General features: G+C 68.6%; 11 protein-coding genes and 3 pseudogenes. 12 read left to right on the top strand and 2 right to left on the bottom strand.

Annotation, left to right across the window (positions count from 1 at the left end; all coding sequences use genetic code 11):
- The first annotated feature begins 112 nt into the window (after positions 1–112).
- The 6 genes from ACFP2V_RS30965 (at position 113) to ACFP2V_RS30940 (ending at position 6476) form a co-directional block, all read left to right on the top strand.
- The gene (locus ACFP2V_RS30965; RefSeq protein ID WP_381218596.1) at positions 113–694 is read left to right on the top strand and encodes a DUF1707 and DUF4190 domain-containing protein; all 582 of its coding nucleotides are present in this window, start codon (positions 113–115) and stop codon (positions 692–694) included.
- A gap of 329 nt (positions 695–1023) precedes the next feature.
- Positions 1024–1395 (top strand): 30S ribosomal protein S12, encoded by a 372-nt coding sequence (rpsL, locus tag ACFP2V_RS30960; protein ID WP_003948652.1) that lies wholly within the window; start codon positions 1024–1026, stop codon positions 1393–1395.
- A 2-nt stretch (positions 1396–1397) separates the two neighbouring features.
- Positions 1398–1868, top strand: coding sequence for a 30S ribosomal protein S7 (gene rpsG, locus ACFP2V_RS30955; protein WP_003974303.1), 471 nt, complete (start codon positions 1398–1400; stop codon positions 1866–1868).
- Between the two features lie 39 nt (positions 1869–1907).
- Positions 1908–4034, top strand: a complete 2127-nt coding sequence (fusA, locus tag ACFP2V_RS30950) for an elongation factor G (RefSeq protein ID WP_381218595.1) — start codon at positions 1908–1910, stop codon at positions 4032–4034.
- A 154-nt stretch (positions 4035–4188) separates the two neighbouring features.
- On the top strand, positions 4189–5382 hold the full coding sequence (gene tuf / locus ACFP2V_RS30945) for an elongation factor Tu (RefSeq protein WP_381218594.1): 1194 nt from the start codon (positions 4189–4191) through the stop codon (positions 5380–5382).
- A gap of 209 nt (positions 5383–5591) precedes the next feature.
- Entirely contained in the window at positions 5592–6476 is an 885-nt protein-coding gene (locus tag ACFP2V_RS30940; RefSeq protein ID WP_381218593.1) for a hypothetical protein, read from the top strand.
- A gap of 55 nt (positions 6477–6531) precedes the next feature.
- Here ACFP2V_RS30940 and ACFP2V_RS30935 read toward each other — a convergent pair.
- Positions 6532–8034 (bottom strand): annotated as a pseudogene (locus ACFP2V_RS30935) (ABC transporter permease); the annotation flags it as partial.
- On the opposite strand from ACFP2V_RS30935, the pseudogene ACFP2V_RS30930 reads away from it, so the two are divergent.
- A pseudogene (locus ACFP2V_RS30930) lies at positions 8023–8280 on the top strand (response regulator transcription factor); the annotation flags it as partial. The pseudogenes ACFP2V_RS30935 and ACFP2V_RS30930 overlap by 12 nt on opposite strands.
- 420 nt (positions 8281–8700) lie before the next feature.
- Here ACFP2V_RS30930 and ACFP2V_RS30925 read toward each other — a convergent pair.
- Entirely contained in the window at positions 8701–8961 is a 261-nt protein-coding gene (locus tag ACFP2V_RS30925) for a hypothetical protein (protein ID WP_381218592.1), read from the bottom strand.
- A 139-nt stretch (positions 8962–9100) separates the two neighbouring features.
- Here ACFP2V_RS30925 and ACFP2V_RS30920 point away from each other — a divergent pair.
- The 5 genes and pseudogenes from ACFP2V_RS30920 to ACFP2V_RS30900 all read left to right on the top strand — a co-directional run.
- Positions 9101–9259, top strand: a pseudogene (locus ACFP2V_RS30920) (transcriptional regulator); the annotation flags it as partial.
- Positions 9256–9465 carry a DUF397 domain-containing protein gene (locus tag ACFP2V_RS30915; protein WP_381218591.1) on the top strand — a complete coding sequence of 70 codons (210 nt, stop codon included), beginning with the start codon at positions 9256–9258 and terminating at the stop codon, positions 9463–9465. The pseudogene ACFP2V_RS30920 and the gene ACFP2V_RS30915, both read left to right, overlap by 4 nt.
- A gap of 715 nt (positions 9466–10180) precedes the next feature.
- Positions 10181–11539: an NADP-specific glutamate dehydrogenase gene (gdhA, locus tag ACFP2V_RS30910; RefSeq protein ID WP_381218590.1), complete on the top strand. Its 1359-nt coding sequence runs from the start codon at positions 10181–10183 to the stop codon at positions 11537–11539.
- A gap of 133 nt (positions 11540–11672) precedes the next feature.
- Positions 11673–12005, top strand: coding sequence for a cupin domain-containing protein (locus ACFP2V_RS30905; protein WP_381218589.1), 333 nt, complete (start codon positions 11673–11675; stop codon positions 12003–12005).
- Between the two features lie 110 nt (positions 12006–12115).
- Positions 12116–12763 carry a hypothetical protein gene (locus tag ACFP2V_RS30900; RefSeq protein ID WP_381218588.1) on the top strand — a complete coding sequence of 216 codons (648 nt, stop codon included), beginning with the start codon at positions 12116–12118 and terminating at the stop codon, positions 12761–12763.
- Positions 12764–12932 lie beyond the last annotated feature (169 nt).

Raw genomic sequence — 12932 nt, 5'->3', positions numbered from 1 at the left:
CCGCCCCTGCGGCGTTCTCATGACCTGTACCGGTTTCGTGACGCGCTGCGGTGCCGGAAGGCGTCGCGGGGGCGCATCATGGGATGACGTGTGCAGTTGGGGGAGGTACCTGGTGTCGCATTCGCCGTATCCGTCGTGGCAGCCCTGGCAGGGGCGGGGTGTTCCGCAGCCGTGGGGTGGGCCGGTCGGACCGGGCGGACCGCCGCAGGGCGGGCCGCCGATGCTGGCCTCGCACGCCGACCGGGAGCGCACCGTGGACGTGCTCCGGGCCGGGTACGCCGAGGGCAGACTGGACCAGCAGGAGCTCGAGCGGCGGGTGGCGCGGGCCTACCAGGCGCGTACGGTGGCGGATCTGGCGCTGCTGGTGGCCGACCTGCCGCAGGGGCCCGTGCCGCAGACCGCGCCGGTGCAGCACGTCGCTTCCATGGCGCCGGCGACGTTCCTGCCCCGGCCGCCGAAGACCAATGAGAAGGCGGTCGGGTCCATGGTGTGCGGGGTGCTGTGCCTGGCGACGGGTGGTCTGACCGGCATTCCGGCCGTGATCCTCGGGCATGCGGCCCGCGCGGAGATCCGGCGGACGGGCGACGGCGGCGACGCGTACGCGATGACCGGGCTGGTGCTGGGCTGGCTGTCCACGGCCGGCTGGGCCCTGCTGATCACGCTGATGGTCTTGTTCAGTGCCACGTCGGGCTGACGTCCGGGCGGTGCCCGACGGGCCGGGGACCGCCCATTCGAAGATCATTACCCGTGTCCGGGCTTCACTCGCTTCGTGCGGCGGTGGGATGAAGGCCCATTTGTTTTGACCGCAGCCAATGCTATAGGTACGCTCAGACCTTGTGCCTGGGGTGTGCCCTGGCCTCCGTGCGTGCCATCACCCGCATCGGGGGTTGTGAACGGCCACCGTGATCATGCGTTGCTTTCTGCTTTGCGGCGGAAGTCCGCGGGATTCGACACACCCGACCGCGTGGGTCGGTGGCGTTCCAGGTTAGCTGTACCTATCGGCACACAGAAACCGGAGAAGTAGTGCCTACGATCCAGCAGCTGGTCCGAAAGGGCCGGCAGGACAAGGTCGAGAAGAACAAGACGCCCGCACTCGAGGGTTCCCCTCAGCGCCGTGGTGTCTGCACGCGTGTGTTCACGACCACCCCGAAGAAGCCGAACTCGGCCCTGCGTAAGGTCGCGCGTGTGCGTCTGACCAGCGGTATCGAGGTCACTGCTTACATTCCGGGTGAGGGACACAACCTGCAGGAGCACTCCATCGTGCTCGTGCGCGGCGGCCGTGTGAAGGACCTGCCGGGTGTTCGCTACAAGATCATCCGTGGTTCGCTCGACACCCAGGGTGTCAAGAACCGCAAGCAGGCCCGCAGCCGCTACGGCGCCAAGAAGGAGAAGTAAGAATGCCTCGTAAGGGCCCCGCCCCGAAGCGCCCGGTCATCATCGACCCGGTCTACGGTTCTCCTCTTGTCACGTCGCTCATCAACAAGGTGCTGCTGAACGGCAAGCGCTCCACCGCCGAGCGCATCGTCTACGGCGCCATGGAGGGCCTTCGCGAGAAGACCGGCAACGACCCGGTCATCACGCTGAAGCGCGCTCTCGAGAACATCAAGCCGACCCTCGAGGTCAAGTCCCGCCGTGTCGGTGGCGCCACCTACCAGGTGCCGATCGAGGTCAAGCCCGGCCGTGCCAACACCCTGGCGCTGCGCTGGCTGGTGGGTTACTCCCGCGCCCGTCGCGAGAAGACCATGACCGAGCGTCTGCTCAACGAACTCCTCGACGCCAGCAACGGCCTCGGTGCCGCGGTGAAGAAGCGCGAGGACACGCACAAGATGGCCGAGTCCAACAAGGCCTTCGCGCACTACCGCTGGTAGTCGCTCCCCACATCGAGACCGAGAGAAGACTGAAGCCTTATGGCTACCACTTCACTTGACCTGGCCCATGTCCGCAACATCGGGATCATGGCCCACATCGACGCGGGCAAGACGACCACCACCGAGCGGATCCTGTTCTACACCGGCGTGTCGTACAAGATCGGTGAGACCCACGAGGGTTCCGCCACGATGGACTGGATGGAGCAGGAGCAGGAGCGTGGCATCACGATCACCTCTGCTGCGACCACCTGTCACTGGCCGCTCGAGGACAACGACTACACGATCAACATCATCGACACCCCGGGGCACGTCGACTTCACCGTAGAGGTGGAGCGTTCACTGCGCGTGCTCGACGGTGCCGTGACCGTGTTCGACGGTGTCGCCGGTGTCGAGCCGCAGTCCGAGACGGTGTGGCGTCAGGCCGACCGTTACGGCGTGCCGCGTATCTGCTTCGTCAACAAGCTTGACCGTACCGGCGCGGAGTTCCACCGCTGCGTCGACATGATCAAGGACCGCCTCGGCGCGCAGCCGCTGGTCATGCAGCTGCCGATCGGTGCCGAGGCCGACTTCAACGGCGTCGTGGACCTGGTCCGCATGAAGGCGTTCGTGTGGTCCGCCGAGGCCGCCAAGGGCGAGATGTACGACGTCGTCGACATCCCGGCCACGCACGTCGAGGCCGCCGAGGAGTGGCACGGCAAGCTGATCGAGGCCGTCGCGGAGAACGACGAAGAGATCATGGAGCTGTACCTGGAGGGCCAGGAGCCCACCGAGGAGCAGCTGTACGCCGCGATCCGTCGCATCACCATCGCGTCCGGCAAGTCCAGCGACACCACGGTCACCCCGGTGTTCTGCGGCACCGCGTTCAAGAACAAGGGCGTCCAGCCCCTGCTCGACGCGGTCGTGCGCTACCTCCCGACCCCGCTCGACATCGAGGCCATCGAGGGCCACGACGTCAAGAACCCCGAGGTCGTGGTCAAGCGCAAGCCGTCCGAGGACGAGCCGCTGTCGGCCCTCGCGTTCAAGATCGCGAGCGACCCGCACCTCGGTAAGCTCACCTACGTCCGGGTCTACTCGGGCCGCCTGGAGTCCGGCACCGCCGTGCTGAACTCCGTCAAGGGCAAGAAGGAGCGCATCGGCAAGATCTACCGCATGCACGCGAACAAGCGTGAGGAGATCGCGTCGGTGGGCGCCGGTGACATCGTCGCCGTCATGGGCCTGAAGCAGACCACCACCGGTGAGACGCTGTCCGACGACAAGCAGCCGGTGATCCTGGAGTCCATGGACTTCCCGGCGCCGGTCATCCAGGTCGCCATCGAGCCCAAGTCGAAGGGCGACCAGGAGAAGCTGGGCGTCGCGATCCAGCGCCTGGCCGAGGAGGACCCGTCCTTCCAGGTCCACTCGGACGAGGAGACCGGCCAGACCATCATCGGTGGTATGGGCGAGCTGCACCTCGAGGTGCTGGTCGACCGTATGCGCCGTGAGTTCAAGGTCGAGGCCAACGTCGGCAAGCCGCAGGTCGCCTACCGTGAGACGATCCGCAAGGCCGTCGAGCGCGTGGACTACACCCACAAGAAGCAGACCGGTGGTACCGGTCAGTTCGCCAAGGTGCAGATCGCGATCGAGCCCATCGAGGGCGGCGACGCCTCGTACGAGTTCGTGAACAAGGTGACCGGTGGCCGCATCCCGAAGGAGTACATTCCTTCGGTGGACGCCGGCGCGCAGGAGGCCATGCAGTTCGGTATCCTCGCCGGCTACGAGATGACGGGCGTTCGCGTCACGCTCATCGACGGTGGCTACCACGAGGTGGACTCCTCCGAGCTCGCGTTCAAGATCGCCGGTTCGCAGGCCTTCAAGGAGGCCGCGCGCAAGGCTTCGCCCGTGCTCCTCGAGCCGATGATGGCCGTCGAGGTCACCACGCCCGAGGACTACATGGGTGAGGTCATCGGCGACATCAACTCCCGCCGTGGCCAGATCCAGGCCATGGACGAGCGCGCGGGTGCTCGTGTCGTGAAGGGGCTCGTGCCCCTGTCGGAGATGTTCGGCTACGTCGGGGACCTCCGCAGCAAGACGTCGGGTCGCGCAAGCTACTCGATGCAGTTCGACTCCTACGCCGAGGTTCCGCGGAACGTCGCCGAGGAGATCATCGCGAAGGCCAAGGGCGAGTAACGGTCTCCGTTCACACGCTTTAGGCTTGACCCCGGAGCCTGCTTGGGGCATTTCACCGAGAACCGGTGGAATGCCCCCGGCCCCGGGCTTTCCAGCAAAGATCACCTGGCGCCGATGAGTAAGGCGTACAGAACCACTCCACAGGAGGACCCCAGTGGCGAAGGCGAAGTTCGAGCGGACTAAGCCGCACGTCAACATCGGCACCATCGGTCACATCGACCACGGTAAGACGACCCTCACGGCCGCCATTACCAAGGTGCTGCACGACGCGTATCCCGACCTGAACGAGGCCTCGGCCTTCGACATGATCGACAAGGCGCCCGAAGAGCGCCAGCGTGGTATCACGATCTCGATCTCGCACGTCGAGTACCAGACCGAGTCGCGTCACTACGCCCACGTCGACTGCCCTGGTCACGCGGACTACATCAAGAACATGATCACGGGTGCGGCGCAGATGGACGGCGCCATCCTCGTGGTCGCTGCCACCGACGGCCCGATGCCGCAGACCAAGGAGCACGTGCTCCTGGCCCGCCAGGTCGGCGTTCCGTACATCGTCGTCGCCCTGAACAAGGCCGACATGGTGGACGACGAGGAGATCCTGGAGCTCGTCGAGCTCGAGGTCCGTGAGCTGCTCTCCGAGTACGAGTTCCCGGGCGACGACGTTCCGGTCGTCAAGGTCTCGGCTCTGAAGGCGCTCGAGGGCGACAAGGAGTGGGGCAACACCGTCCTCGAGCTCATGAAGGCCGTGGACGAGGCCATCCCGCAGCCCGAGCGTGACGTCGACAAGCCGTTCCTCATGCCGATCGAGGACGTCTTCACGATCACCGGTCGCGGTACGGTCGTCACCGGCCGTATCGAGCGTGGTGTCCTGAAGGTCAACGAGACCGTCGACATCATCGGTATCAAGCAGGACAAGACCACCACCACGGTCACCGGTATCGAGATGTTCCGCAAGCTGCTCGACGAGGGCCAGGCCGGTGAGAACGTCGGTCTGCTGCTCCGCGGCATCAAGCGTGAGGACGTCGAGCGCGGCCAGGTCATCATCAAGCCCGGTTCGGTCACCCCGCACACCGAGTTCGAGGCCCAGGCCTACATCCTGTCGAAGGACGAGGGTGGCCGTCACACCCCCTTCTTCAACAACTACCGCCCGCAGTTCTACTTCCGTACGACGGACGTGACCGGCGTCGTGACCCTCCCCGAGGGTACCGAGATGGTCATGCCGGGTGACAACACCGAGATGAAGGTGGAGCTCATCCAGCCGATCGCCATGGAAGAGGGCCTGAAGTTCGCCATCCGTGAGGGTGGCCGGACCGTGGGCGCCGGCCAGGTCACCAAGATCAACAAGTAAGCTCCGGCTGCTTCTGATCAGACCTGGTAGCTCCACCGCGAGCACCTGAGAGGGGCCGCACGACTTCGGTCGTGCGGGCCCTTTCGCGTGGCCGGTGACCGGTGACCGGTGGGCGGCGGAGTCAACTTCCGTTCCCCGCCGGTCACTCGATCGCAGGAACCCTTGGCATATGCGGCCACTGAGTGGCGAGGCGCCTTTAGTTTCGGATCATGCTCAGCTCATCCCATGAGGCCCTGCATCGGATCTTCCAGGAAGACCCGGGTCTCTTCGCCCGTGCCGTCAGAGGGCTCGGTGTCTCCTTTCCACCGCCTGTTTCCGCCTCCCCGCTTCCCACCGACCTCACGGAGAACCGTCCGCTGGAGCGGCGGGTGGACACGCTGCTGAGGATGGACACCGAGAACGGCGAGTTCCTCCTGGCAGTCGAGTCCCAGAGCGAGCGGGACCCCGGCAAGCCCGCGAGCTGGGCGTATTACCTCTCCCACCTGTATGCCAAGTACAGCATTCCCCCGGTCCTCCTCGTCGTCTGCGCGGACCGGTCCACCGCGGCCTGGGCGGCCCGGCAGATCGACATCGGCCCGCCGCAGTGGCCTTCGCTCACTTTGCGCCCCCTGGTCCTGGGACCGGACAGCCTGCCGGTGATCGCCAGCCCCGACGAGGCCGCTCGCGACATTCCGCTCACGGTCCTGTCGGCGGCTCTGCACCGCCGGGATCCGGGTGCCGATGCCATACTGAACGCGCTGGCAAAGGCACTGAAGGGCTTGTCGGCCGACGACGAGAACACCGCAGGCACCTTCATCGAACTCACCGAACAAGGCCTCGGCAAGACGCCGGCCGCGGATCTCTGGAGGCACCTGATGGCTGTCGACCTCTCTTTCTTCCAGTCGGAGACTGCTCAGAAGCTTCGGGCAGAGGGCCGAGTGGAGGGCCGGGTGGAGGACATCCTGCGGCTGCTCGACGGCCGAGGGGTCGAGGTGTCCGCGGAGGAGCGGGAGCGTATTGCCGGGTGCGGTGACCTGGACATGTTGGATGTCTGGTTCACCCGGGCGATCACGGCCACTTCGGCGGCGGAGGTGTTCGTGCCGGAGGGGAACTGAAAGGCTGCTTCGGGTGGCCGGTTCGGCGGTCCGGCAGAGATGTGTCGAAGGGCGGTCATTCACGGGTGCCCGCGAGTTCCACCGCCCGGCGCCGCAGGACGAGGCCGGCCGGGACGACCGAGGCGAGCACCGCGAGGAACGTGCAGGCGGCCACGACCGCGCCGATCGTCGCCCATGGCAGTCCTGGCGTGGGGCGCACCGAGAGCAGCCCCAGCGCCGCCCACATCCCGGCCAGGTTGACCCCGGTGACGACCAGTCCCAGGAGCGCGCCGACCCCCACGATCATCAGCGACTCGGCACCCACCAGCCGCAGCACCTGCCCGTTGGTGGCCCCGGCCAGCCGTAGTACCGCCAGGTCGCGGACCCGGTCGGAAGTCGCCATCACCATGGTGTTGACCATGGAGATCCCGGTGTAGAGCAAGGCGATGCCGAGGACCAGCAGAAGGCCGAGCCGGGTCGGGCGGTCGGTCTTGGGAGAGACGGCCGCGACCCACTTGTCCTTGCTGAACACCTGCCCGCCGGCCGACCGCACCGCCTCGCGCAGCCCGGCAGCCACGGCCCCGGTGTCGGCGCCGTCGGCGAGGGCGACGTCCACCCGGTCGACGGAGGCGCCGGGAGCGTTGGCGAGAGTGACATAGACGCCGTTGTCACCGGTGCCGGTGGTCATCACCGCGGCGATGCGCAGCGTCTTCTTCGTGCCGTTCCCGAGCCACACCTCCACGCTCCGGCCGACGGAGTGCCGTTCCCACTCCTCGTTGACGATGATCGAACCGTCGTCGAGGTCGGACACCTTCCCCGCGGCGAGCGGCAGCCGGGTGGTGGCGGACAGGGCCTCGGGGACGGCGGCGCGTGCGTCGGACTCGAGGAGGACCATGCCCTCTTCGAGGACGTACACCGCGCTCGACGAGGTGGGTGACACCTCGGTGCCGGGCACGGAGCGCAGCCGCTCCACGGTCCGCGCGTCGAAGCCCGCGCCGTCCGGCGCGGTGACCACGAAGGCGGCGGTGGTCCGCTCGCGAGTTTCGGTGGCCTTCGCCTCGTCCAGGGTCGTGGTGGCGCCGAGCAGTGAGCCCGCGAGAGCGACCGTCACCAGCACGGGTGCCGCGATCGCGGCCGTACGGCGCACTCCCGCGGCCGCGTTCTCGCGCACCAGCATGCCTGCCGCGCCCGGCAGTTGAGCCGGCAGCCACACCAGCAGCCGGGTCAGTGGACGCATCAGGACCGGCGCGAGCAGCGCCACCGCGGTGATCAGCAGCATCGGCCGGAGCACATAGGTCTTGCGGTGCAGCAGGTCGCCGGGGTCGTCGGCCAGGGTGATGCCGAGCGTCACCTGGGCGGTCAGCAGCAGTCCCGCGCCGGACAGCCACCGGCCCCAGGTCATGGTCCTGGCGTCCACGGAGGCCTCACGCAGTGCCTGCGCGGGGCCGGTCCGGCCGGCCCGCCAGGAGGCCGTGGCCGCGCCGCACAGGGCGACGAGGAGCCCTGTCCAGAAGGCCAGGTGGTAGGGCCACGTGTAATCGCCCATGGTGAACCAGGCCGGTGCCAGTCCGCCGTCGACCCGGAGGTGGTACGCCAGTTGCTGCGCCGCCGCCGGGACCCCCTGGAGCGGCTCAGCCCGCGTGAGCGCGAGGTGCTCGCCCTGATCGCGGAGGGCAGGTCCAACGGCGCCATCGCCCGCGAACTCGTCGTCTCCGAGGCGGCCGTGGGCAAGCACATCGGCAGCATCCTCACCAAGCTCGACCTGCCCCCAGCGGCCGAGACCCACCGCAGGGTGCTGGCGGTGCTGGCGTATCTGCGGGCCTGATCCTGCGGGTACGACTCCCACACGGCGCCGCGCGCCTTTTCCGAGCAGCGGCAACATTCTGTGGTGGGGCCGAGGCGGGCCAGGGGTTGTTCAGGTGCGTGAGGACGGCGAGGACGCAACGCTACGGTCGGCTTCCTCCGCGGAGAAGGCGTACCCCCAGGCCCAGGTATAGGCCCAGCTCCAAGCGTGTACTGCCTTCATCGCCTCGATGGAGTTGGAGCCGTCATGGCTTTCCACGACGTGACCCGGCGCTGAGTCAGCGAAGTGCGGGTGCTGCTCGGCAGTCGGGGCAGCGGGCCTCGGTTTCGGGGGCGCGGAAGTCGCGGTCGCAGCCGTCGCAGTTCCTCATGCGGTGCCCTACATGCGCGTGAGCCGCATAGGGACCCCGTCACCAGCAGTCGTCATCGGCCTGGAGAACGGTCAGGTGCTGACCTCGGAGTGCAGAGGGACGGGTTGGCGGACACCGGTGAGGGCTTCCGCGCGGGCGACGAGGCGGGGCGCAAGGTCGGGGTACCAGCCACGGGCCACGGCTTGCAGCATCTCTGCCAGGGCCGCGAGTCCACCGATCCGGCCGGCGGGGGTGTCGAGAACCGCTGCGAACTCCTCGCGGAGGCGGCCGACCACGTCGGGAACGAGCAGGCTGTCGGCGTGGAGGAGCCCGGCGTCGAAGCCGAAGGGCACCAGACCTCACCGCTCCCAGTCCAGCAGGGCCAGGGCACGGTGGTGAGGTTGCCCCAGTGCAGGTCACCGGGACCGGTCACCTGCTCCCTCTCGGTGGGGGCCGGGATGCCGAGGAACCGGGGGAAGGCCCGCTCGATCCACCCGTCCCGGACGGTCGTCTGGTGCGTTCACCGGTCGGCCGACTGCCGAGCCCAAGCACCTGCGCATCCTTGAGCTGTGGTATGGCGCCATCCGGGCTCAGGCACTCTCGCCGAGGGAGTCGCTGGCCTTCATCGAGCGACTGCTGGGAGAAACATGATCCGCAAGACCACTGCCGGGGGCGCCTCCGAGCCGGCGTGGTTCAAGAGCAGCTACGGCGGCGGAAACGACGGCAACTCCTGCGTTGAGCTGGCCATCACCCCCGGCACCGTGCATGTCCGTGACTCCAAGAACGTCGAGGGGCCCCGGCTGGCGGTCGCGCCTGGTGCGTGGGCGAGCTTCGTGACGTACGCGTCGGAGCGCTGACACTCCAACGACACGCGCCCCGCGCCCCGTGCCCCGCGCCTTCGCCTTGGTCTTACGGGCGGCAGCCCTGCGCCTCTTCGCTTCGGGGTATGCAGCCCTTGTTCCCACTCTTCCTTATCCCCTGGTGCAGGGCCGGCTCCGGCGCTGCGGGCGGGATCGTCGGTGGTCAGGGCGGAACGGGTCACCGCCGTCACCTCCCACGGGCGGTTGCGCACGGTCACCGGCTGACCTGGGGCGACGGGCACCGCGCCCTCGGCCGGGCGCGTCAGGTCGGCGTCGCCTTCGGCAGCCGCGTCGTACATGTTCTCAGTGCCGCCAGTGCCGCCAGTGCCGCCAGTTCCCGGCCGCACAGCCGCCCCACCCCTTGTCATGGCGCCCCGTTCTCCTGTCCCGCCCCGGTCCGGCGACCGCCCCACATGGTGCCGGTACCGTCCCGGAAGCCTGAGGGTGATGTGGGTGTTGTGGGCAGGTGTGAGAAGGGGGCGGTAAGGGGGAAACCGAGCGTCAGGCCGCTGTCCCATCTTCTGTACGGAGGGTCTCAAATGGCGGACAATCGTGCAGGACCCTTGGCCTTCCGCTTAACACATGAGTAACACTGAAGGGTCGACTGCCGTACCGAGGACTCCCGGGCAGTCGCCGTCCCCGCGCGAGGCAATGGCGCCGCGCGCCCATCACCGGGCCCGTTCCGGTGTCAGCCGCGCCAGAAAGGGACCCCGTGACCTCACGATCCGACCACAGCACAGCGCTCGCCCACATCCATGCCGAGATCGTGCGCCGCAATCCGGCGGAACCCGAGTTCCACCAGGCCGCACGCGAGGTGCTGGACAGCCTCGGGCCGGCGCTCGCGGCGCGCTCCGAGTACCGGGACCCGGGGCTCGTCGAGCGTCTGATCGAGCCGGAGCGACAGATCATCTTCCGGGTGCCGTGGCAGGACGACCAGGGCTGCGTCCACGTCAACCGCGGCTTCCGGATCGAATACAACAGCGCCCTCGGCCCGTACAAGGGCGGCCTGCGCTTCCACCCCTCCGTGAACCTGGGGATCATCAAGTTCCTCGGCTTCGAGCAGGTCTTCAAGAACGCGCTGACCGGCCTCGGTATCGGCGGCGGCAAGGGCGGCAGTGACTTCGACCCGCAGGGCCGCAGCGACGCGGAGATCATGCGCTTCTGTCAGTCCTTCATGACGGAGCTGTACCGGCACATCGGCGAGTACACCGACGTCCCGGCGGGCGACATCGGTGTCGGCGCGCGCGAGATCGGCTACCTGTTCGGCCAGTACCGGCGGATCACCAACCGCTGGGAGGGCGGCGTCCTGACCGGCAAGCGCGCCGGCTGGGGCGGCTCGCTGATCCGGCCGGAGGCGACCGGGTACGGCAACGTGCTGTTCGCCGAGGCGATGCTGCACGAGCGCGGCGAGGACCTCGAAGGCCAGACCGCGGTCGTCTCCGGCTCCGGGAACGTCGCGCTCTACACCATCCAGAAGCTGATCGCCCTCGGCGCCAACCCGGTGACCTGCTCCGACTCCAGCGGCTACGTCGTCGACGAGAAGGGCATCGACCTGGAGCTGCTCTGCCAGATCAAGGAGGTCGAGCGCGGCCGGGTGAACACGTACGCCGAGCGGCGCGGCTCCTCCGCGCGGTTCGTTCCCGGCGGGCGGGTCTGGGAGGTCCCGGCCGACCTCGCCCTGCCGTCCGCCACGCAGAACGAGCTGGACGAGGACGCGGCCGCCACGCTCATCCGCAACGGCGTGAAGGCCGTCTCGGAGGGCGCGAACATGCCCACGACACCGAAGGCCGTGCAGCTCCTCCAGCGGGCCGGAGTCGCCTTCGGCCCCGGCAAGGCGGCGAACGCGGGCGGGGTCGCGGTCAGCGCCCTGGAGATGACGCAGAACGCGTCGCGCACGACGTGGAAGGCCGACCAGGTCGAGAACGAGCTGGCCCGCATCATGATCGACATCCACCGCACCTGCGCCGAGACCGCCGAGCGCTACGGCGCCCCCGGCGACTACGTCACGGGAGCGAACATCGCCGGCTTCGAACGGGTCGCGGACGCGGTGCTGGCGCAGGGCGTCATCTGACGGTGCCGGACCGTCACCGGCGGGGGAGGGCGGAGGCCCTTCCCCCGCTCGGGCCCGGCCCGTCCCGCTCGGACCGGGGACTACCCCACATGGCCCTGGCGCCCGCCCGCCCGGGCCGTGGAGACTCGGACCCATGCAGAAGCTCTCCCTCGACGCACTCGCCCGCGAGCACCTGGAACGTGCCGCCGCCGCCTCCACCGGCCGCAGCGCGAGCACGGTCTACGGCGGCCACGAGCACACCCTGCGCCAGACCCTCCTCGCGCTGACCTCCGGCACCTCCCTCGCCGAGCACGAGAACCCCGGCGAGGCGACCCTGCTGGTGCTGCGCGGCCGGGTCCGCCTCACCAGCGGTGACACCGCGTGGGAGGGCAGAGAAGGCGACCTGATCGTCATCCCGCCGGCCCGGCACGCCCTGGAGGCCCTGGAGGACGCGGCCGTACTCCTCACCGTCGCCAAGCCGAACTGAGCGAACCGGCCGACGCGGACGAGAGCCGGATCCCCCGCCACGGAGCCGCATCGAACAATGGGACGATGTCGCCGCAGACCATCGAACCGTGAACGGGGGAGGGCGGCGCCATGGCCCGCTACATGGAGGCACTGACCGTCGAACGCGGCGGTTTCCGGATCAAGGTGCCGGAGTCGTGGTGGGAGTTCGACGTCCGGCCGGAGTCGCGGGACGACTCGATCCACCGGATGGTGACCGAACGGCTGCGTCAGCACCCGGAGTTGGAACCGCACCGGGACACGTACACCTCCTTCCTGCGAAAGGCCGCCGCGGACGCCTGGAAGTCGGGCGCGCTGTACTGCGGCTGCATGGCCGAGAGCTTCGGCGGGGACGTCCCGATCACCGGCTCGGTGACGGTGTCGCTGGTCGGCGGCCGTGCGAGCGGGGGCGACCCGCTGCCCACCGACCCGGCCGCCATCGCCGCCCAACTCGCCGTCAAGGAAGCCAAGAAGCCGGGTGACTCCTGGCGCAAGGTGACCACCGTCGACATCCCGGGCGTCGGCCCGGCGGCACGCACGTACGGCATCGAGGACATCCCCGTACCCGGCGACGAACTCCACCGGACCGTCCGCGCGGTGCTGACCCAGACCTTCATCCCGGTGCCCGGCCAGGAGGGCAAGGTCGCCCTGGTGGCCGGCAGCAGCCAGGTCCTCGACCTCGCGGACTCCTTCTTCGACATCTTCGACGCGATCACGTCGACGTTCCGCTTCACCGCCTGAGCCGCCCGTCCCGGCCCGACCCTTCTCACGGCGGCTGAGCCGAACGAGCACCGCCCGTGGCCACCCGATCCACCCTCAACATGAGCCACGCCGTTCATCTGATTCCTTTTGTGGATACCCCCGCCTTCAGGCGGGGGTGGGGGTACCGCCCGCTTGCGGGGGAGAAACG

The organism is Streptomyces incanus (assembly GCF_042656345.1).
GTDB lineage: Bacteria > Actinomycetota > Actinomycetes > Streptomycetales > Streptomycetaceae > Streptomyces > Streptomyces incanus.
This window is presented reverse-complemented; position numbering and strand designations above follow the sequence as displayed.

Bases quoted from the DNA above. Each gene is read 5' to 3' on its own strand.
- rpsG (WP_003974303.1), top strand. From the start codon at position 1,398: ATGCCTCGTAAGGGCCCCGCCCCGAAGCGCCCGGTCATCATCGACCCG.
- fusA (WP_381218595.1), top strand. From the start codon at position 1,908: ATGGCTACCACTTCACTTGACCTGGCCCATGTCCGCAACATCGGGATC.
- ACFP2V_RS30940 (WP_381218593.1), top strand. From the start codon at position 5,592: ATGCTCAGCTCATCCCATGAGGCCCTGCATCGGATCTTCCAGGAAGAC.
- ACFP2V_RS30915 (WP_381218591.1), top strand. From the start codon at position 9,256: ATGATCCGCAAGACCACTGCCGGGGGCGCCTCCGAGCCGGCGTGGTTC.
- ACFP2V_RS30905 (WP_381218589.1), top strand. From the start codon at position 11,673: ATGCAGAAGCTCTCCCTCGACGCACTCGCCCGCGAGCACCTGGAACGT.
- ACFP2V_RS30900 (WP_381218588.1), top strand. From the start codon at position 12,116: ATGGCCCGCTACATGGAGGCACTGACCGTCGAACGCGGCGGTTTCCGG.